We start from the raw sequence: 19,972 nt of genomic DNA, 5'->3' as shown, positions 1-19,972 counted from the left end.
CGGGGATGCGCCTTTGTGGGCCAGTTTTACTCAGCCTTAGGCTGTTCACGCAAACGAATGTGCAGCTCACGCAGCGCCTTGGCATCGACCAGGCCAGGGGCTTGGGTCATGACACACGCAGCACTCTGGGTTTTCGGGAACGCAATCACTTCACGAATCGATTGAGCGCCGGTCATCAGCATTACCAAGCGATCCAGACCGAAAGCCAGGCCACCGTGAGGCGGTGCACCGTACTTCAGAGCATCCAGCAGGAAGCCGAATTTCTCTTCTTGCTCTGCCTCTTCGATACCCAGCAAGCGGAATACGGCCTGCTGCATTTCTTTGCGGTGGATACGGATCGAGCCGCCACCCAACTCAGTGCCGTTCAGCACCATGTCGTAGGCACGCGAAATAGCGGTAGCCGGGTTGGCTTCCAGCTCTTCTGGCGAGCACTTCGGCGCTGTGAACGGGTGGTGCAAGGCGCTGAAGCTGCCGTCTTCGTTCTCCTCGAACATCGGGAAGTCAACGACCCACATCGGTGCCCACTCGCACGTCAGCAAGTTCAGGTCATTACCGACCTTGATGCGCAGCGCGCCCAAGGCTTCGCTAACGATCTTGGCTTTGTCGGCGCCGAAGAAGACGATGTCACCATCGACTGCACCTACGCGATCCAGAATCACATTGAGGTTAGCCTCAGGAATGTTTTTCACGATCGGCGATTGCAGACCCTCAACACCTTTGGCGCGCTCATTGACCTTGATGTAGGCCAAGCCACGGGCACCGTAGATGCCGACAAACTTGGTGTAGTCGTCGATCTTGCTGCGTGGCATGCTCGCGCCGCCAGGAACGCGCAGGGCGGCGACACGGCTTTTCGGGTCATTGGCAGGGCCGCTGAACACTTTGAATTCAACGTCTTTGAGCTGGTCGGCAACGTCGACCAGCTCCAGCGGGTTACGCAAGTCTGGCTTGTCGGAACCGTAGCGGCGCATGGCTTCTTCGAAAGTCATGTGCGGGAACTCGCCGAACTCCAGATCCAGCACTTCCTTGAACAGGTTGCGGATCATGCCTTCGGTCAGGCCCATGATGTCTTTTTCATCAAGGAAGCTGGTTTCGATATCGATCTGAGTGAACTCAGGCTGACGGTCAGCACGCAGGTCTTCATCGCGGAAACATTTGGCGATCTGGTAGTAACGGTCAAAACCGGCAACCATCAGCAGTTGCTTGAACAGCTGTGGCGATTGCGGCAGGGCAAAAAAGCTGCCCGCATGCGTACGGCTTGGTACCAGATAGTCACGAGCACCTTCGGGGGTCGCACGGGTGAGAATCGGCGTTTCAACGTCCAGGAAACCGTTTTCATCAAGATAACGGCGAATGCTGGTGGTCATGCGCGAACGCAGACGCAGCTTTTCGAGCATTTCAGGACGGCGCAGATCGATGAAGCGATAACGCAAACGCGTTTCTTCGCCTACATCCGAGAACTCATTGAGCGGGAACGGCGGAGTTTCAGCTTCGTTCAGTACTTCCAGCTCATAGCCCAGCACTTCAATCATGCCCGACGCCATGTTGGTGTTGCCCGCACCCGCCGGACGCAAGCGCACCTTGCCGGTAATCTTGACAACATATTCGCTGCGCACGCGGTCGGCTGCAGCGAAGGACTCAGCGCGGTCCGGATCGAAAACCACTTGGGCCAGACCGTCACGATCACGGATATCGAGGAAAATCACCCCACCGTGGTCACGGCGACGGTGAACCCATCCGCAAAGGGTAATTTCCTGGCCTTCCAGGCTTTCGTTCAGTTGGCCGCAATAATGGCTGCGCATCATGGTAGTGGTTTCACTTCTCGTAATTCGAAATTCGGTGGAGGTCTTGCGCACCGTCGGTGCTGATAAAGTGCAAGAGCCCGCTCATATTCAGACTGCTTTCGCTCAATCTCAGTCGGATTTGTCGCCGCCTGCCAGATTCTTTTTCGAGCCTGTCTTGAAGTCTGTTTCGTACCATCCGGTTCCGCTCAAGCGAAAGCCTGGCATGGACAGCATCTTCTTCAACTCAGGCGCCTGACAGGCAGGACAATCAACCAGTGGTGAATCACTGATTTTTTGAATGGCTTCCAACTGATGACCACAGGAAGCGCATTGATAATCGTACATGGGCATTGGCGTATCTCGACAATCCGTTAGCGGCAACCCCTACAGAGGGCCACAAAGCGCGAGATTATATCTGTTAAATCGAGCCTTTGCAGCCGCACGAATGACCAGAACCAACTAAAGGCATCATAAATATCGATCGATTACAAGCCGCTGCGCGCAAGCACTGCCTTTCACAACCTGCCACTCACCCCCAAAAGAACTGCTTTTGAGACGTCCCCGCCACTCCTCGTGCCGCACCGGACAAATGCATAACGCACACAACCCGGATCAGACCGCTGAAATTTTTCACCCCCCCATGCCGCAAATGCACCTCCCTGTCGACATAGGACAACAAGGCATTGATTGAACATTCATTAATACGCGCCATATCCGCGAGCACCTCCCAATAAATTTCTTCAAGCCTTAAACAGGTGGCAAAACCATTTAGCCTCACCGACCGGGATAACGGCCGAGCCAATGACATTTCAAACTTAAGAATAGCCGGATCAATCTTGACTCTTTGCACCAACCTGCTGCCCACACCTTCATACCGAATTAATCGCCCCATAATTAGAGCACTCCATTGCAACACCATTTAAGTTGATTGATATTTGCTGTAACGCACTTACATAAAACAATATGTAAAAGTTCTTATCCAGCGGATCTCCCCCTCAAACACGTAGGAGCCATCTCGATAGGGGCGATGAATTCGAGCGCCTCAGCCCCCTCAAGAGCGGCGGCTTAAAGGCCACAGGCATTGAGCGCTGCACGCGCACAACATCGTCAAAGACACAGCCCCCTCGGCACCACAAGATCCAGCATTCCGCTCCGCAGACACGTTAACGGAAAGGACTCGGGCATCGCGATCAATCAGCACAGCCCCTACCCTCTTTTAACTATCAACTGATCAGTCGTATTCAACACAATCATTAATCAAACCAAATCCACCGTCACAAATTAAAAGACCGCGCACTTAATTCAACCAAAAGATACACACAACTTTCCCAACACAAGACACCAAAACAAATATAAAAACAAGCAACACCCAGCCCCTCCCACCCCTCACCAAAAAACTGGAATTCAGCTATATATCCTAAGGATGATGCCTACACAGAAAAAAGATAGAGACTACTAGCCCTACGGAATCACCCTTATTTACCCCTCAGGAGGCTTAATTTGAGAACCGCCAAGCTTTACTGTTAAATAGGCGGCGTGTCGCCCTCACCTGCCCTTGGTGGTGGTGCATAGGCTGATGACTGTACGTGCCCAGCGCCTCCTTTTTTTCAGAAGCGAACCGTACTCAATCCGCTCTTCCTTGTGATCCGTCTTAATGTGAGTTAATTGAAATGTTGAAAATCGTCCACTTGGTGACGGGAACAGCTGCCTTGCTGCTGTCCTTTATACCCAGCCTACAGCCCGACGCCGTTCCGTACCTCCAACACGCTGATGCCCTCTACCTGGCCTTTCTCGGCCTGCTCAACCTGACACTCGCTCCCGTCATTCCGTTCTGGAATAAAGGTGCGCGCCATCACCTGCAAAACCTGGTCAGCGCCCTCTTGGTACTGTCTGTTGTTTTGCAGACATTGACCTTGTTTGGCTTGCTGTTGCCAATCGGCGACCAGCCTGCCGTCCTGCTTAGCCTTGCACCGGCCGTGCTAGCCGTTGCGCTTCATCTGGCCGTGAGCTTCTACAAGTCATCCCCCTCGCAAGCCACGCAAAATTACGACATGACTAACCGCGACACTGGAACGGTGAAGTGGTTTAACACCTCAAAAGGGTTCGGCTTTATCTCACGCGACTCGGGTGATGATATTTTCGTGCACTTTCGTGCCATTCGCGGTGAAGGTCATCGCGTTCTGGTCGAAGGCCAACGTGTCGAGTTCTCGGTCATGAACCGCGACAAAGGCTTGCAGGCAGAAGACGTTATCGCAGCATTGCCACGCCGCTGATTTCATACCCCAAAAAAAACCGCGACCAGCCAGGCTGATCGCGGTTTTTTTTCGCCGGTGGAACGTATTAATAATGTGGCGGCGGTGCTTCATCGTCAAAGGACTCAAACTGGCCGCCCATTTCTTCCTGGCGCTTGAGCAAGGCAGCGATTTGCATCTGCAAACGATCCACTGCGTTTTGCTGTGCGACCAACACATCATTCAGTGCCTGAATGGTGTCATCCTGAAAAGCCAAACGACTTTCAAGGTCCATAACTCGCGCTTCTAATGTCACGCCACAACCTCCGAAAAAGTGAAGTTATCGCCCAAAACAGGTTTTAGCTGCTTACAAAGCCCGACCACTTCATCTGCGGTGTAAGGCCTGGCAGGAAATTTACCCCACACAGGGCCTGGCCACGCCACGTCAGCGGTATAGCGCGCAATGACATGCATATGCAGCTGGCTGACCACATTACCTAACGTGGCAACATTCATTTTATCGGCACCCAGTACCTCCTTCAGCACGCGCGCCAAGGCGTTAGTTTCACGCCACATAAGCTGCTGATCACCGTCATCCAATTGAAACAATTCACTTATACCCTCGCGCCGCGGCACCAGAATAAACCAGGGGTAATTTGAGTCATTGGACAGCAGCAGGCTGCACAAAGGGAAATCCCCTATCAGCCAGGTGTCCTGTTTAAGCCGTGAATCCAAAGCGAACACTGAACGGTCTCCTGTTCGAAGGGTGGTTTTTTTTGCAGCTCGACTCACACCGATGAGACTCATCAAGCGCCAGACGGCAAAGGCGCAGGATACCCTTGATTGAAGCTCGCATCACACCCGATCCAAACAGCGTTCAGACACTGCTGCACCAAAAGAGAACAACACGAATGCTTTTAGTGCAGCCAAACGTCACCGCGTACCCAAACAGGTGTTAACCGGTAACGCTTTAGGCTGGCCGGAACACTTCAGCGCTGGCACGCGGGGAGCCAGGCATCCGCAAAGATGAAACCCATACAAGCATCGCCCTCGCTTTATCGGGGTTTAGAGGCAGACCAGGGCACAAATCAATTATTTTTCATGACATCGCCACTTTGAGCATGCTTGTTGCATAAAGCTCGTACATAGTCGCAAGAGCCAGCCAAGGGACGTAAGGCTCTACGCTAAATAACCATAGCTCAGCCACAGAAAATTGGAGTTGTTAAACCGTGGACACACAACATCGCGCCATGTGTTTAGCCCTGCTCGTAGTTTCAACAGCCCGTTCAAACCTTATGACTGCTGCACATTTACGTCATCAAAAATCTGTTTTGCGACGTATCTGTAAAGAAGCTGAAAGCTTTTGAGGGTAAGTATCGCCAATAAGGTCGGCGTGATATAAGTTTGCGCCGACACAAAAAGAAAGAGCCGCCCAGATAAAAATTCAGGTGGGACGGCAGTACTCTTCCTAAAACCAAAGGAGCAAATCACGATGCGCGTGATGAAGTGGAGCATGATCGCACTGGCTGTTTCAGCCGGCACTACACAGTTCGCAATGGCCTCGTCCCAAGATGACGCCAAGGGCTTTATTGAAGACAGCACACTGACTTCTAAAACTCGCATGCTTTACATGAACCGTGATTACCGTAATGGCGCTGGCAACATCAGCAAAAACGGTGAGGCGGGCGGCCATCCTTACAAAAGCGGCTATCGCGAAGACTGGGGCCTGAGCGAACTGCTTAACTACGAATCCGGCTTCACCCAAGGCACCATTGGGGTGGGCGTTGATGCATTTGCCATGGGCACCGTGCGTCTGGACGGCGGCGCAGGTCGTCAAGGTAACGGCCTGTTCGCAACCAAAAGCGATGGCTCTCCGGAAGACACCCAATCGAAAATCGGTGGCGCTGTAAAGTTCCGCCTGTCCGACACCGTACTGAAATACGGCAACCAGTTCGTGGCCAGCCCGGTTTTCTCTACCGACGACAGCCGCTTGCTGCCTGAAGTGGCCACCGGGACATTGATCACCAGCAAAGAAATCAAAGGTCTTGAGCTGACCGCAGGTCGCTTTACCGGCATCAGCTCGCAAACCGGCATGTTCCACGACAGCCTGCACCTGCCTTCTGCAAACATTGCGGGGGCGACCTACCAGTTCACTGACAATTTCGTCGGTGGCGTGGCAGCGTCCGACGTTGACGACTACTTCAAGAAGCAATACGTCAACCTGAACTACACCCTGCCAATCGCTGAATCCCAAGCCCTTAACTTCGACTTCAACGGCTACCGGACCTCCAGCCAAGGCAAGGAACTGGCGGGCGATGTCGACAACAAAATCTGGAGTTTGGCAGCGGCTTACAGCCTCGGCGCTCACAAGTTCACCCTGGCTCACCAGCGCTCAACCGGTGACAGCGGTTACTACTATGGCGTAGACGGCGGTGGCACTATTTTCCTCGCCAACTCCGTGCAGTACTCCGACTTCAACGGCAAAGACGAACGCTCCTGGCAGGCGCGCTACGACCTGAACATGGCCTCCTACGGCGTGCCTGGCCTGAGCTTCATGACGCGCTACGTCACCGGTGACAACATCTCCACCACCGACGGCGAAGGCAAAGAGCACGAGTTCAACTTCGAAAGCAAATACGTGATGCAAGAAGGCCCGGCCAAAGACTTGTCCTTCCGCCTGCGTAGCGCGATCTACCGCACCACCAGCAACTACGGCGTAGACACCAACGACGTTCGCGTCATCGTTGAATACCCGCTGAACATTCTGTAATAAGCGCCCCAACGCCTTCATTGCAGAGACGCTTCAGAAAAAACCATGCCCTTGCATAAGGGCATGGTTTTTTTTGCACGGTCAAAAGTTATCTATATAGCAAGCTAACTAACTTATTAGATGCAATGCACCGGCTATCAACACCTATAAACAAACGCCAGAAACAATTAAGGAGGCTTTCGCCTCCTTAATTGCTGCTCATCCCTGATGATCTAAATCAGGCATTCGCTGGCACTCGCTGCAACTTGTTACTCTGCCCGCTCTTGCACCACTCGTATGACACGCTGCGGGAAAGGAATATCAATATTTGCAGCCTTCAGCCGATCACGCGACTGCTCATTGAACATGAACAATACATCCCAGTAATTAGGTGTATCGACCCATGCTCTCAACGACATAGTGATCGCACTGTCCCCCAGCGTGGTCACAACCACCACTGGCGCCGGGTCTTTCAGTACGCGCGGGTCATCGGCCAGGGCCAGCAACACTTCACGCACCTTTTGCAGATCGGCCTCGTAATCCACGCCCACATCAAACACCACCTTGCGCGTCGGTTGACGGTTGTAGTTGGTGATGATGCCGTTGGACAGATTACCGTTCGGCACAATGACTGTTTTGTTATCACCGGTACGCAGCACCGTGTGGAAGATCTGGATGCTGTCAACGGTACCGCTGATACCTTGCGCCTCAATCCAGTCACCGATCTTGAATGGACGGAACAACAGGATCAGCACCCCGCCGGCAAAGTTTGCCAGGCTGCCTTGCAGTGCCAAACCGATCGCCAGGCCCGCCGCACCGATCGCCGCAACGAACGATGTGGTTTGAATGCCAATCATGGAGGCCACGCTGACCACCAACAGGACCTTGAGGATGATGTTGGCCAGGCTGCTGATAAAGCCTTGCAGTGCCAGATCGGCCTTGCGCAAGGCCAGCAAGTTACCCAGCTTGGCGGTCAAACGGTTGATCAACCACCAGCCCACCGCCAGCGTAATCAGCGCCAACAGCACACGGCTTCCGTACTCCATGATCATCGGGATCCAGGCTTGAGAGGCCTTGATCAACTGATCGACTTCAGCGTTCAAATCCATTTACTTCTCCTCGTACCGATACCCGGCGACGTTATGTATTCAGCTAAACGATTGAACGGCAACGCTCAATCGCTTGTGCAGTGCCCGGGACACTCGGACGTCAATGATCGCCATAGGTTCCCCCACGGCCAATGATCATTGATCAATCGCGGAAGTTGTTGAACTGCAATGGTAAGTCAAACGTCTTGGCGCGCAAGGCCGCAATCGCTTCTTGCAGGTCGTCACGCTTCTTGCCGGTGATGCGTACTTGCTCACCTTGTATGGCAGCCTGCACTTTGAGCTTAGCGTCTTTGACGTGAGCAACGATTTTCTTCGCCAGCTCTTTGTCGATGCCTTCTTTGAGCACCACTTCCTGCTTCATCAACTTGCCCGAGGCATAGGCATCTTTGATCTCAAGGCACTGCGCATCGATTTTGCGCTTGACCAACGCCAACTTCAGGATCTCAATCATGGCTTCCAGCTGGAAGTCTGCCTCCGCGGTCATGTTGACGGTCAGGTCTTTTTCCTTGAACTCAAAGGAGCCTTTGCCTTTGAGGTCGTAACGGCGGTCCAGCTCCTTCACAGCGTTTTCGACTGCGTTGGTGACTTCGTGCTTGTCCAGTTCGGATACCACGTCGAACGACGGCATGTGTTTATCTCCAAAATAAAGGGCGCGCACAACACAGATGGAGCGCGCCTGGCCTGACAGTTAGAATGCGCGGGCATTATAGCGATTCTTTAACTTGATTGACTGGCGAGCACACATGCCCACGCAAACCACTACCCACACCTCCCTTCATACGCCAACCCCCTGGCACATATTGGGTGCAGGTAGCATGGGCGCATTGTGGGCCGCACGCTTGTCCCGCGCCGGTTTTGCAGTGCGCCTGATCCTGCGCAATCAAGTCCGCTTGCAAGCCTATGAAGCCGCACAAGGCTTGACGCTGGTCGAAGGCGAAAATTGCGTCTTATTGCCCATTGCGGCACAAACACCCGAAGCCGACGAGCCGATTGCACGCTTGCTGGTGGCCTGCAAAGCCTATGACGCACAAGCCGCGGTGGCTCAGGTTGCCCATCGACTGACACCCGACGCCGACATCATCCTGCTGCAAAACGGGCTTGGCAGCCAGCAGGCCATTGCCACTCGGGTGCCACATGCGCGCTGTATCTTTGCCTCCAGTACAGAAGGTGCCTTTCGCGAGGGTGACTGGCGCGTGGTATTGGCCGGGCACGGTCATATCTGGCTGGGCGATCCACAACCTGGCGCAGCACCGGCATGGCTTGAAGAACTGCAACGCAGCGGCATCAGCCACGAGTGGAGCCAAAATATCCTGAGTCGCCTGTGGCGCAAGCTCGCAATCAATTGCGCCATCAACCCGCTGACCGTTCTGCACAATTGCCGCAATGGCGGCCTAAAGGCTCACCGCCTTGAAGTGGATGCCTTGTGCACTGAGCTGGGCTCCCTGCTTGAAAGCTGCGCCCAGCCAGAGGCTGCGTTCAATTTGAACGACGAAGTTCATCGCATCATTGACGCGACCGCACACAATTACGCCTCCATGCATCAAGACGTCGCTCAAGGCAGACGTACCGAAATCAGCTACTTAACCGGTTATGCAAACCACGCCGCGATCAATCTTCAGCTTGCTGTGCCGCACCTGCAACACCTGCACCAGCGCTTGTGCGCACACTTGCTGCAGCGTGGATTGCCCTGCGACTGAGCTACGCGCTAACCTGCCCGCTTATCTGCCCCTCATACGGCTACGTCATGCCTTTACGCCAGCGCCTTGAAAACCTTCCGGTAGGCCAGAAGTTGCTGGCCGCCCTGCTCGTACTGTTGGCGACCGTGCTAGTGGTCGCCAACCTGACCTTTGTCAGTGTGGCTTACTGGATTTCCCACGAAAGCACCGCTCCCCAAGCGCTGCAAACACTGGGCAGCCTGGCCTCTAATCCTGACCTGATGGCACAGGCTCTGGACTCTGCACAAAGCGCCAAGGCACTGCTCAAAACCATTGGCAGCTACGCCCCCCTGCGGGCCGGGGCAATTTATGACAGCGCCGGCAATTTACTGGCGCAATTGCAGCATGGCGAACATTTGCCCTTGCCCGAGCACTTCGCGCAGATCGACGCCTGGAGCCTGACAGAGCTGCGCAGCCATCACGTTACGCCACTCCCCCAGGGGGATCAGCCCCCCGGGCACTTGCTGCTGGTGGCCAGCAGTGAGCTGCCCATGGCCTTCTACACCGGCACGCTCACTGCCAGCCTTGGCATTTTGGTGTTCAGCGTTTTGCTGTGGCTCGTGATCGCGCGCCAGATCAAACGCCTGATCACCCAACCCATTCATCAACTTGAAGTACTGTCGCGTCAGGTGACTCGCGAAGAGAACTACGCATTGCGGGCAACGCCGGGTAATCACGACGAAATTGGCAGCCTGGCGGAAGCGTTTAATACGATGTTGTCGCGTATTGAAGCGCGCGAGCAGGAGCTCAAACGCGCCCGGGATCAAGCTCAGGCCGCCTACGACCAGGCGCAAGCACTGGCACAGGAAACCCGCCACACCAATCGCAAGCTGGAACTTGAAGTGCAAGTACGCAGCAAAATCGAGAAAAAGCTGACCGGCTTCCAGCTCTACCTCAACAACATCATCGACTCCATGCCTTCGGCTCTGATTGCACTGGATGAGCAACTTTACGTCACCCAGTGGAACCAGGAAGCCAGCGCGCTTTCGGGTACACGGCTGGACGAAGCCCTGAACCAGCCTGTTTATCAAGCGTTTGCGCCCCTCAAGCCGTACCTGAGGCAGATTAAGGACACCATCGAGCAACATCGCGTGGTAAAAATTGAGCGCGTCACCTGGCTTCAAAACGATGAACCCAAACACTACGCACTGACTTTTTACCCATTAATGGGCGATGGCGGACGCGGCGCGGTGATTCGGATCGATGACATCACACAGCGCCTTTCGCTGGAGGACATGATGGTGCAGTCCGAAAAGATGCTCTCTGTCGGCGGGTTAGCCGCAGGCATGGCCCACGAGATCAACAACCCCTTGGGGGCCATCTTGCATAACGTGCAGAACATCCGCAGGCGCTTGTCGAATGAACTGCCCAAGAACATTGAACAGGCAATCGCAGCAGGCGTAGATCTGGCGGCCATTAACCAATATTTACACGCGCGCGACATCCCCAAGCTACTGGACGGTATCCAGCAAGCGGGCACCCGCGCGGCCAAAATTGTCACCCACATGCTGAGTTTTAGCCGTCGCAGCAATCGACAAATGAGTCCCTGTGACTTGCCCGCCCTGATTGAACAGGCCCTGGACATTGCCAGTAATGACTTCGATCTGGCGCTGGGTTTTGATTTCAAAGGGCAGGCCATCATTCGTCAGTTCGACCTCCAGCTGGGTCCCGTCCCCGGCATTCCCAACGAGCTTGAGCAAGTGTTACTGAACTTGCTTAAAAACGCGGCACAGGCCATTCATCAGCGCAAAGACCCCAGCGAACCGGGGCGTATCACCCTGCGCACAAAACTGAACCCGCCGTGGGCAGAAATACAGGTCGAAGACAATGGCGCAGGCATGCCTGAGCACGTACGCAAACGTATCTTTGAACCCTTTTTCACCACCAAAGAAGTCGGGCAAGGGACCGGGTTGGGGCTTTGCGTGTCGTACTTCATTATTACCAACAACCACAAAGGGCAAATGGAAGTGCACTCAACAATGGGTCAAGGCACCTGCTTTACCCTGCGCTTGCCGCTGATGCCCGCACATGAATCAACCAAGGTGGAACTGTAGACATGGGCTTTCGCTTATCCAAGATTTACACCCGCACGGGTGACAAGGGCGAAACAGGTCTGGGCGATGGCCGACGCGTGCCCAAGGATCACCCTCGCATAGAGGCCATCGGCGAAGTCGATTCGCTCAACAGCCAGCTGGGCGTGTTGCTGGCCGGACTCCACGAACACACCGCCCAACACGCAGGTTTGATTGAGGTGTCTGAAGTGCTTGAACCTTGCCAGCATCGATTGTTCGATCTGGGGGGCGAACTGGCGATGCCAGCTTATCAGGCGCTCGACAACGCTGAAGTGATGCGGCTGGAAACCGCAATTGATCGCTGGAACGAGGAACTGGGCCCCCTGGAAAACTTCATACTGCCCGGTGGCTCGATGCTGATTGCCCAAGCGCACGTTTGCCGCAGCCTGGCCCGCAGCGCTGAACGCCGCTGCCAGCAGCTCAATGCACTGGAACCACTGACAGGTCCGGGGCTGGCTTACATCAATCGGTTATCAGACCTGCTGTTTGTGGCCGCCCGCTTGATTGCCAAGCGCCAGGGCATTGCGGAGATTCTGTGGCAGGCCGCTCCCAACCCCCAAGCGTGAAGCGACCTCGCGCCACACCGAAAGTGCCGAGGTGAGGCCGATGGCGAAGCGCTCGCAATCCCGATGACCGCGGTGCTTCTGAGGCACCGCATTCAAGGGGGGCAACCGCTATGCCCGCACGCTGGCGCGTATTACTCATCAGTGGCAACAGCGCATCTCAGGCCGTTTGTGGCCAAAGCGCACGAATCCCCGCGATACCTTGTGCGCCGATTTCCCATGCCTGCTGACGGTCGGCAGGCCCAAGCCCGCCCAGCACAAATACAGGCTTGCTAAAACCTTCGATCAATTGCTGCGCTTGCTCCCAGCCCAACGGCGCCGTATCGGGATGCGTTGGGGTAGGCAACACCGGTGACAACGTCACAAAATCCACATCCATCTGCTCTGCCAGCGCCAACTCTTCAGCGTTATGGCACGAGGCTGCCAACCAGCGGTCTTTCGCCAGCGGCCGGCCTTTAGGTGCGTATTTTCGTAACTGCGCCGCCGTCAAATGCCAACCGGCAGAAGGAAAGTCGCCCAGCCACTCCAAAGGCCCCTTGAGCATCAGTTGCGCTTTGCCCGCACACAGCCCCGTAGCATCCACAGCAAGGTCGCGGTATTTGGGGTCATAGCCATTGGGGGCGCGCAACGAGACCAGCTTGATGCCGCCCGCAATGGCCTTCTGCAAGCCGCGCAACAACTCCGGCGTTTCCAAGCCGTCCGGGGTGATGAGGTATTGGTCCGGTAAACGTGCGGCCGCCACAATGGCCTGATTGGCCTGGGGGAATTGATAATTCATCAAATCGCGTGGATTGACCCACGCCAGAGGCTGACCTTCTGCACCATGAGGTTCGCCCGTGAATGAAGAAACCTCCCACACATCCAGCAGCACCTGCTTGTCAGGGTAGTCATGCTGAACCTTGATCAGCGGACGAGCAGCCGTGACGCCAATCCCCAGCTCCTCTTTAAGCTCACGGCTCAATGCGGCGCTGACGGTCTCGCCCGCTTCAACTTTGCCGCCGGGAAACTCCCACAGACCGCCTTGATGCTGGGTATCAGCACGACGAGCGATCAAAATTCTGCCGTCAGCGCCTCGGATAACGGCCGCAGCCACATGAACTCTTTTCACACTTGTACTTCCTTTGATCCGGCCTATTGCCATGCCTTGAGCGCAGGTCACCGCTCAACCGCTGTATCTTGCGCAGACCTGCCAACCCTGCCTGTCATTCATGCTCACGCGGTGACTGACAGGCAATGTCGAAACACTCAGGTACGGTATTCGGCGTTGATTTTCACGTACTCGTGGGACAAGTCAGTGGTCCAGATAGTCTCGCTGCATGCACCACGCCCCAGCTCAATGCGAATGGTGATTTCTTCGCGCGCCATGACCGCCGAGCCTTGCTCTTCGGTGTACGTCGTCGCACGAGCGCCGCCGCTGGCAATGCACACCTCACCGAGGAACACATCAATTTTGCTGACGTCCAGCTCAGGCACGCCTGCGCGCCCTACCGCCGCCAGAATACGTCCCCAGTTAGGGTCGCTGGCAAACAGCGCGGTTTTGATCAGCGGCGAGTGCGCCACGGTGTAACCCACATCCAGGCATTCCTGATGATTCGCCCCACCATTGACTTCAACGGTCACAAACTTGGTTGCGCCCTCGCCGTCACGCACGATGGCTTGAGCCACGTCCATGCACACCTCAAGCACCGCGTGTTTCAGCGCATCGAACAATGGACCCCGCGCTTCGGTGATTTCAGGCACATCAGCCTTGCCGGTGGCGATCAACATGCAGCAATCGTTGGTCGAGGTATCGCCATCGATGGTGATGCGGTTGAACGACTTGTTAGCGCCATCGAGCAACAGGTTTTGCAGCACCTCACGCGACACTTTGGCATCAGTGGCGATGTAACCCAACATGGTCGCCATGTTGGGACGAATCATCCCCGCACCTTTGCTGATACCGGTCACGGTGATGGTCACACCCTCGTGCTGAAACTGACGGCTTGCACCTTTGGGCAAAGTGTCTGTGGTCATGATGCCGGTAGCGGCTTGTGCCCAGTTGTTTTCGCTAAGGTCATCGAGCGCAGCCTGAAGGGCGCTTTCAATTTTTTCGACCGGCAACGGCTCACCGATGACGCCAGTGGAGTAAGGCAGCACGGCGCTGGCCTCCACACCCGTCAACTCGGCCAATTTGGCACACGTGCGGGTCGCAGCCGCCAGACCCTGCGCTCCCGTCCCGGCGTTGGCATTGCCGGTGTTGGTCAGCAAATACCGCACAGCACCGTGCACGCGCTGCTTGGCCAGGATCACCGGCGCCGCACAGAATGCGTTCAGAGTGAACACTCCGGCCACGCTGGAGCCTTCGGCGCAGCGCATCACCACCACATCCTTACGCCCCACCCGCTTGATACCGGCTGAAGCAATCCCCAGTTCAAAACCTGCAACCGGGTGCAAAGTGGGCAAAGGACCAAGACCAACCGCCATGATGCGCTCCTATTTAGATGTGTGCGCCGCCCTCAAAGGCGGGAATTCAAAGGTAAAACGCCGCGACGGCTATTGCCGGTCGCGGCGCAGGTGTTTCTTCAGCAGTTGAAACAGGCTACTTAGTTGATTTGCCCGTGACAGTGCTTGAATTTCTTGCCCGAGCCGCAGTAGCACAACTCGTTACGACCCAGCTTCTGCTCGTTACGAACAGGATCATTGGCCGTGGTCACTTCATCGACATCGGCGCCTTCGAGCACTTGGGCCAATGCGTCCGGCTGATCAAGGCCCGGTGCTTCGGCATGCTGGAACTGCATGCGCGAGGCCAGCTCTTCCGCTTCCTGACGCAGACGCGCTTCTTCTTCGACCGGGTCTTCGCGACGAACCTGTACGTGCGACAACACACGGATCGAATCGCGCTTGATCGAATCAAGCAGCTCGGAGAACAGGTTGAACGACTCGCGCTTGTACTCCTGCTTCGGGTTCTTTTGCGCATAACCGCGCAAGTGAATCCCGTGGCGCAGGTGGTCCATGGTCGACAGGTGGTCTTTCCACAGGTCGTCCAGCACGCGCAACACAATTTGCTTCTCGAAGGTGCGCAGCGCCTCAGCGCCCGCCTGCTCTTCTTTCTCGTTGTAAGCCGCGATCAATTCGCTCAGCAGCTTCTCACGCAGTGTTTCTTCGTACAGGTGATCGTCTTCATCAAGCCACTGCTGAATCGGCAACTTCACGCCAAAACCGCTTTCGATGGCGGCTTCCAGACCTGCCACGTCCCACTGTTCAGGCAGCGATTGTGGCGCAATGTGAGCGCTGATCGTGCTGTCGAGCACGTCTTTGCGGAAGTCAGCGATGGTTTCACCGATGTTATCGGCGGCAAGCAACGTGTTACGCATGTGATAAATCACTTTACGCTGCTCGTTGTTGACGTCATCGAACTCCAGCAATTGCTTACGGATATCGAAGTTGCGCCCTTCAACCTTGCGCTGAGCCTTCTCGATAGCGTTGGTCACCATACGGTGCTCAATCGCTTCGCCAGACTGCATGCCCAACGCCTTCATGAAGTTCTTCACCCGGTCAGAGGCGAAAATACGCATCAGGCTGTCTTCCAGCGACAGGTAGAAACGGCTGGAACCCGCGTCACCCTGGCGACCGGCACGACCACGCAACTGGTTGTCGATACGACGCGATTCGTGACGCTCGGAAGCGATCACATGCAGGCCGCCCGACTCCAGCACTTGCTGGTGACGCTTCTGCCAATCGGCCTTGATTTGTGCGATTTGCTCAGGCGTCGGGTTCTCAAGGGACGCCACTTCCACTTCCCAGTTACCGCCCAGCAGGATGTCAGTACCACGACCGGCCATGTTGGTGGCGATGGTCAGCGCACCCGGACGACCGGCCTGTGCAATGATTTCAGCTTCTTTTTCGTGAAACTTGGCGTTCAGAACCTTGTGCTCGATGCCTTCCTTGTTAAGCAGGTTGGACATGTGCTCGGAGGTTTCGATGGTCGCCGTACCGACCAGTACCGGACGGCCCTTGGCCATGCAGTCTTTGATGTCAGCCACAATCGCCGCGTACTTCTCGTCAGCGGTCAGGAACACCAGATCGTTGTAGTCTTTACGCGCCAGCGGCTTGTTCGGCGGAATTACCATCACCGACAGACCGTAGATCTGGTGGAACTCGAACGCTTCGGTGTCCGCCGTACCGGTCATGCCGGACAGCTTGTTGTACAGGCGGAAGTAGTTCTGGAAAGTGGTCGACGCCAGGGTCTGGCTTTCTGCCTGAATGTTCAGGCCTTCTTTCGCTTCGATGGCCTGGTGCAGGCCTTCGGACAGGCGACGACCCGGCATGGTACGCCCGGTGTGCTCGTCAACCAGCAGTACCTGGCCGTCTTCAACGATGTATTCAACGTTGCGATGGAACAGCTTGTGAGCACGCAGCGCTGCGTACACGTGGGTCAACAAACCCAGGTTGTGCGCCGAGTACAGGCTTTCGCCTTCTGCGAGCAAACCGATCTGGGTGAGCATTTCTTCAACGAACTGGTGACCGGCTTCGTTCAGTTCGACCTGACGGGTCTTCTCGTCGATGGAGTAATGACCGGCTTTGGTCACTTCGCCTTCCACTTCTTCGATGTGCTGTTCGAGACGCGGGATCAGCTTGTTGATTTCGGTGTACAGCTTGGAGCTGTCTTCGGCCTGACCCGAGATGATCAGCGGCGTACGAGCTTCGTCGATGAGGATCGAGTCGACTTCGTCGATTACGGCGAAGTTAAGCTCACGCTGGAATTTTTCTTCCATGCTGAAAGCCATGTTGTCGCGCAGGTAATCGAAGCCGAATTCGTTGTTGGTGCCGTAGGTGATATCGGCAGCGTAAGCTTCGCGTTTTTCCTGTGGCGGCTGAAACGGCGTGACAACACCGACAGTCAGACCGAGGAATTCGTAGAGCGGACGCATCCAGTTGGCATCTCGGCGGGCGAGGTAGTCGTTCACCGTCACCACGTGTACGCCCTTGCCGGACAACGCGTTGAGGTAAACGCCCAAGGTCGCGACCAAGGTCTTACCTTCACCGGTACGCATTTCTGCGATCATGCCTTCGTGCAAGGTCATGCCACCGATCAACTGCACGTCAAAGTGGCGCATGCCCATGACGCGTTTGCCCGCTTCGCGGCACACCGCAAAGGCTTCTGGCAGGAGTTGATCGAGGGTCTCACCTTTGGCTATGCGGGCCTTGAACTCTTCGGTCTTGGCGCGCAATTGCTCATCAGTCAGAGCAACCATTTGCTCTTCGAAGGCATTAACGACCTGTACCGTCTTGAGCATGCGTTTAACTTCGCGCTCGTTCTTGCTTCCAAAAAGTTTCTTTAACAAAGGCGCAAACATATCGGCAGGATCTTCCACACATAGGGATGGAGGGCGGCCCCGAGAGTCGCCCGAGCAGCCCTGATGGCCGCATGCGAACGAGCATTCTACCCGGAAACGGCGGTGAGGAAAGTGGCGTTATTCCACGATACTGGTACAGCGTTGTGACGGGGCTTCACTAAAATAAGGGCTTTTTGCTGAACTTCAACCCATAAGGCGAATAAGTTACCCATTGATTTTGCAGCGAAAGCCGTTTACGGCAGGATCAAACACAGCCACAGGGGTGGATTCTGCTAAGATTGCGCCTCAGTTTTCCCAGGTGTTAGAACATGGCATTTCGCCCACATCCAGCTCGGGCACCCTCCGTCCTGCTGCGCGAGGCCAAGCCGCTAAAAGCCATTTTTGGCCACGCACGGCGCCTGGCGCACCTGCAACGCCTGCTTGAGAGCCAGCTTCAACCGGCAGCGCGTGAGCATTGCCACGTAGCCTCATGGCGTGAAGGCAGCCTGTTGTTAATCGTGACCGATGGGCATTGGGCGACCCGCCTGCGCTATCAACAAAAACGCTTGCAGCGTCAATTACAAGCGTTTGATGAATTCGCCAGTCTGACCCGGATTTTATTCAAGGTGCAGCCGCCCACCGTGCTGGCCAAAGTGGCAGGCCACACGCTGGATTTGTCAGAGGGCGCCGCACAAACCATTCAGGCAACGGCCGAAGGCATTACCGACCCCGCACTGCGCGCAGCCCTTGAACGCCTGGCCAGTCACGCGAAGCCTAAACCCGAACCTACATAGTCACTGCCGCAAGCTGCAAACCTCTCTTGAGGTGCGCGCTTTAAAAGCGAGCAGCCTGCGACAGCCATTACCCGCCCGTTTATTTACGTTTGCTGGTGCCCAGTAACGAACCCAACAAGCCGCGGACCAATTGGCGTCCCATCTGGTTTACGGCCTGGCGCGCCATTGATTGCAGCGCCTTGCCGGTCGAGGTACCCAAAAACTCGCCCGCCTGATCCAGAAACCCCGGCTCTTTTGGCGCGACTGGCGCTTGCCCCTCAGGCACGCCACCTTTACGCGCCATAAGCACTTCATAAGCAGACTCACGGTCAATGGGTTTGTCGTAACGGCCCTGCAACGGGGAACGGGCGATTAATGCGCCACGCTCGGCGTCCGTCAACGGCCCGATTCGCGATTGAGGCGGCGCGATCAGCACGCGCTGCACCATCGCCGGCGTACCTTTGTCTTCCAGCATGCCGACCAACGCTTCACCGGTGCCCAACTCCGTGAGCACCGCCAAGGCATCGAAAGCTGGATTGGGGCGAAAGCCTTCGGCCACAGCCCTGAGCGACTTTTGCTCTTTAGCCGTAAACGCCCGCAAGCCGTGCTGAATACGCAACCCCAGTTGAGCCAGCACCGTGTCGGGCAAGTCCGCAGGCGATTGTGTGACGAAGTACACGCCGACACCTTTGGAGCGAATCAGCCTGACTACTTGCTCCAGTCGGTCCTGAAGCGCCTTGGGCGTGCCCGCGAATAATAAATGCGCCTCATCAAAAAACAGGGCCAGCAGCGGCTTTTCAGCATCGCCACGCTCCGGCAACTGCTCAAACAACTCGGCCAACAGCCACAGCAAGAAGGTGGCATACACCTTGGGCGCTTCATGCACCAAGCGACTGGCATCGAGCAGGTGAATACGCCCGCGGCCATCACTGCTCGGTTGCAAGATATCTTCCAGCTGCAACGCCGGCTCGCCAAACAACGCTTCTGCGCCTTGCTGCTCCAGCGTTGCCAGCCTGCGCAACAGCGCCTGGCTGGAGCCTGTGGTCATCAAGGCCGCGTCATCCCCCAATACCTCAGGGTGTTCACGCAGGTGGTTAAGCAGCGCCTTGAGGTCTTTAAGATCCAACAGCAACAGCCCCTCACGGTCCGCCACCTTGAACGCCGCATACAGCGCTGACTGCTGACTGTCTGTCAGCTCCAACAAGCTACCCAACAATAACGGCCCCATTTCACTCAAGGTGGTGCGCAATGGATGGCCTGTTTTGCCCTGGATATCCCACAACGTCACTGGATAAGCCTGAGGCTGATAATTGAGCCACGGCATGCCCGCGATCCGTTCAGCGATTTTGCCTTGCGGGTTACCGGCCGCCCCCAGGCCGCACAGATCACCCTTGATATCGGCCGCGAACACCGCCACGCCAGCATCACTGAATTGCTCTGCCAGGCGTTGCAGGGTCACGGTTTTACCTGTCCCCGTCGCCCCCGCGACCAGGCCATGACGATTGGCCAGGCGCAAAGACTGAGCGATAGGCTGACCCGCAAGGTCGGCGCCGAGAAGTAGAGCTGAGGAGTCAGGCATTTTCCCACCTTTGATTAATCTTTCGCGATGACACGTCGATACAGAGTTAATGCTAGACCAGAAAAATCCGAATTTAATTTCGGAA

Annotated in this window: 17 protein-coding genes; 6 read left to right on the top strand and 11 right to left on the bottom strand. The window is 55.9% G+C overall.

The window, feature by feature from the left end; all coding sequences use genetic code 11:
- Window positions 1–26: 26 nt before the first annotated feature.
- The 3 genes from aspS to TU86_RS06995 form a co-directional block, all read right to left on the bottom strand.
- Window positions 27–1,802, bottom strand: coding sequence for an aspartate--tRNA ligase (gene aspS, locus TU86_RS07005; protein ID WP_048363566.1), 1,776 nt, complete (start codon window positions 1,800–1,802; stop codon window positions 27–29).
- 108 nt (window positions 1,803–1,910) lie between these two features.
- Window positions 1,911–2,132: an FmdB family zinc ribbon protein gene (locus TU86_RS22355; RefSeq protein ID WP_003441220.1), complete on the bottom strand. Its 222-nt coding sequence runs from the start codon at window positions 2,130–2,132 to the stop codon at window positions 1,911–1,913.
- Between the two features lie 178 nt (window positions 2,133–2,310).
- On the bottom strand, window positions 2,311–2,673 hold the full coding sequence (locus TU86_RS06995; protein WP_048363564.1) for a ribbon-helix-helix domain-containing protein: 363 nt from the start codon (window positions 2,671–2,673) through the stop codon (window positions 2,311–2,313).
- A gap of 778 nt (window positions 2,674–3,451) precedes the next feature.
- On the opposite strand from TU86_RS06995, the gene TU86_RS23490 reads away from it, so the two are divergent.
- A complete protein-coding gene (locus TU86_RS23490; protein WP_048363563.1) occupies window positions 3,452–4,054 on the top strand; it encodes a cold-shock protein in 603 nt (200 codons plus the stop codon).
- A 67-nt stretch (window positions 4,055–4,121) separates the two neighbouring features.
- Here the strand turns inward: TU86_RS23490 and TU86_RS06985 are convergent, their stop codons facing one another.
- Window positions 4,122–4,328 carry a SlyX family protein gene (locus TU86_RS06985; RefSeq protein WP_048363562.1) on the bottom strand — a complete coding sequence of 69 codons (207 nt, stop codon included), beginning with the start codon at window positions 4,326–4,328 and terminating at the stop codon, window positions 4,122–4,124.
- Entirely contained in the window at window positions 4,325–4,756 is a 432-nt protein-coding gene (locus tag TU86_RS06980) for an HIT family protein (RefSeq protein ID WP_048363561.1), read from the bottom strand. The genes TU86_RS06985 and TU86_RS06980 overlap by 4 nt, the downstream gene beginning before the upstream one ends.
- 748 nt (window positions 4,757–5,504) lie before the next feature.
- Between TU86_RS06980 and TU86_RS06975 the strand changes: the two genes are divergently transcribed.
- A complete protein-coding gene (locus tag TU86_RS06975) occupies window positions 5,505–6,782 on the top strand; it encodes an OprD family porin (RefSeq protein ID WP_048363560.1) in 1,278 nt (425 codons plus the stop codon).
- 248 nt (window positions 6,783–7,030) lie between these two features.
- Here TU86_RS06975 and TU86_RS06970 read toward each other — a convergent pair whose 3' ends face one another.
- Together TU86_RS06970 and TU86_RS06965 are read right to left on the bottom strand one after the other, a co-directional pair.
- Window positions 7,031–7,870: a mechanosensitive ion channel family protein gene (locus TU86_RS06970; RefSeq protein WP_048363559.1), complete on the bottom strand. Its 840-nt coding sequence runs from the start codon at window positions 7,868–7,870 to the stop codon at window positions 7,031–7,033.
- Window positions 7,871–8,012: 142 nt separating this feature from the next.
- On the bottom strand, window positions 8,013–8,498 hold the full coding sequence (locus TU86_RS06965) for a YajQ family cyclic di-GMP-binding protein (protein WP_019410225.1): 486 nt from the start codon (window positions 8,496–8,498) through the stop codon (window positions 8,013–8,015).
- Window positions 8,499–8,613: 115 nt separating this feature from the next.
- Here TU86_RS06965 and TU86_RS06960 point away from each other — a divergent pair, with 115 nt between their 5' ends.
- Genes TU86_RS06960 through TU86_RS06950 form a run of 3 tightly spaced genes read left to right on the top strand, consistent with a single transcriptional unit; the run spans window position 8,614 to window position 12,223 of the window.
- Window positions 8,614–9,567, top strand: coding sequence for a putative 2-dehydropantoate 2-reductase (locus tag TU86_RS06960; RefSeq protein ID WP_082152866.1), 954 nt, complete (start codon window positions 8,614–8,616; stop codon window positions 9,565–9,567).
- 47 nt (window positions 9,568–9,614) lie between these two features.
- Entirely contained in the window at window positions 9,615–11,639 is a 2,025-nt protein-coding gene (locus tag TU86_RS06955) for a sensor histidine kinase (protein WP_048363557.1), read from the top strand.
- 2 nt (window positions 11,640–11,641) lie between these two features.
- Window positions 11,642–12,223 (top strand): cob(I)yrinic acid a,c-diamide adenosyltransferase, encoded by a 582-nt coding sequence (locus TU86_RS06950; RefSeq protein ID WP_048363556.1) that lies wholly within the window; start codon window positions 11,642–11,644, stop codon window positions 12,221–12,223.
- 157 nt (window positions 12,224–12,380) lie between these two features.
- Here TU86_RS06950 and TU86_RS06945 read toward each other — a convergent pair whose 3' ends face one another.
- The 3 genes from TU86_RS06945 to secA all read right to left on the bottom strand — a co-directional run bounded on the left by TU86_RS06945 (window position 12,381) and on the right by secA (window position 17,556).
- Window positions 12,381–13,328 carry a Nudix family hydrolase gene (locus tag TU86_RS06945; RefSeq protein WP_048363555.1) on the bottom strand — a complete coding sequence of 316 codons (948 nt, stop codon included), beginning with the start codon at window positions 13,326–13,328 and terminating at the stop codon, window positions 12,381–12,383.
- A 137-nt stretch (window positions 13,329–13,465) separates the two neighbouring features.
- Window positions 13,466–14,683: a bifunctional glutamate N-acetyltransferase/amino-acid acetyltransferase ArgJ gene (gene argJ / locus TU86_RS06940; RefSeq protein WP_048363554.1), complete on the bottom strand. Its 1,218-nt coding sequence runs from the start codon at window positions 14,681–14,683 to the stop codon at window positions 13,466–13,468.
- Between the two features lie 119 nt (window positions 14,684–14,802).
- Complete coding sequence (secA, locus tag TU86_RS06935; protein WP_048363553.1) at window positions 14,803–17,556, bottom strand: preprotein translocase subunit SecA; 2,754 nt, start codon at window positions 17,554–17,556, stop codon at window positions 14,803–14,805.
- Window positions 17,557–17,864: 308 nt separating this feature from the next.
- Between secA and TU86_RS06930 the strand changes: the two genes are divergently transcribed.
- Window positions 17,865–18,329, top strand: a complete 465-nt coding sequence (locus tag TU86_RS06930) for a DUF721 domain-containing protein (RefSeq protein WP_048363552.1) — start codon at window positions 17,865–17,867, stop codon at window positions 18,327–18,329.
- A gap of 79 nt (window positions 18,330–18,408) precedes the next feature.
- On the opposite strand, the gene TU86_RS06925 is transcribed toward TU86_RS06930, so the two are convergent.
- Window positions 18,409–19,887, bottom strand: coding sequence for a helicase HerA-like domain-containing protein (locus tag TU86_RS06925; RefSeq protein WP_048363551.1), 1,479 nt, complete (start codon window positions 19,885–19,887; stop codon window positions 18,409–18,411).
- Between the last annotated feature and the right edge of the window lie 85 nt (window positions 19,888–19,972).

This window comes from Pseudomonas weihenstephanensis, from assembly GCF_001043055.1.
Taxonomy (GTDB): Bacteria; Pseudomonadota; Gammaproteobacteria; order Pseudomonadales; family Pseudomonadaceae; genus Aquipseudomonas; species Aquipseudomonas weihenstephanensis.
This window is presented reverse-complemented; position numbering and strand designations above follow the sequence as displayed.

Coding starts and splice junctions, on each gene's coding strand:
- TU86_RS22355 (WP_003441220.1), bottom strand. CDS start 2,132: ATGCCCATGTACGATTATCAATGCGCTTCCTGTGGTCATCAGTTGGAA.
- TU86_RS06950 (WP_048363556.1), top strand. CDS start 11,642: ATGGGCTTTCGCTTATCCAAGATTTACACCCGCACGGGTGACAAGGGC.
- TU86_RS06925 (WP_048363551.1), bottom strand. CDS start 19,887: ATGCCTGACTCCTCAGCTCTACTTCTCGGCGCCGACCTTGCGGGTCAG.
- TU86_RS06960 (WP_082152866.1), top strand. CDS start 8,614: ATGCCCACGCAAACCACTACCCACACCTCCCTTCATACGCCAACCCCC.
- argJ (WP_048363554.1), bottom strand. CDS start 14,683: ATGGCGGTTGGTCTTGGTCCTTTGCCCACTTTGCACCCGGTTGCAGGT.
- TU86_RS23490 (WP_048363563.1), top strand. CDS start 3,452: ATGTTGAAAATCGTCCACTTGGTGACGGGAACAGCTGCCTTGCTGCTG.
- TU86_RS06995 (WP_048363564.1), bottom strand. CDS start 2,673: ATGGGGCGATTAATTCGGTATGAAGGTGTGGGCAGCAGGTTGGTGCAA.
- TU86_RS06955 (WP_048363557.1), top strand. CDS start 9,615: ATGCCTTTACGCCAGCGCCTTGAAAACCTTCCGGTAGGCCAGAAGTTG.
- aspS (WP_048363566.1), bottom strand. CDS start 1,802: ATGATGCGCAGCCATTATTGCGGCCAACTGAACGAAAGCCTGGAAGGC.
- TU86_RS06965 (WP_019410225.1), bottom strand. CDS start 8,498: ATGCCGTCGTTCGACGTGGTATCCGAACTGGACAAGCACGAAGTCACC.
- TU86_RS06930 (WP_048363552.1), top strand. CDS start 17,865: ATGGCATTTCGCCCACATCCAGCTCGGGCACCCTCCGTCCTGCTGCGC.
- secA (WP_048363553.1), bottom strand. CDS start 17,556: ATGTTTGCGCCTTTGTTAAAGAAACTTTTTGGAAGCAAGAACGAGCGC.
- TU86_RS06975 (WP_048363560.1), top strand. CDS start 5,505: ATGCGCGTGATGAAGTGGAGCATGATCGCACTGGCTGTTTCAGCCGGC.
- TU86_RS06970 (WP_048363559.1), bottom strand. CDS start 7,870: ATGGATTTGAACGCTGAAGTCGATCAGTTGATCAAGGCCTCTCAAGCC.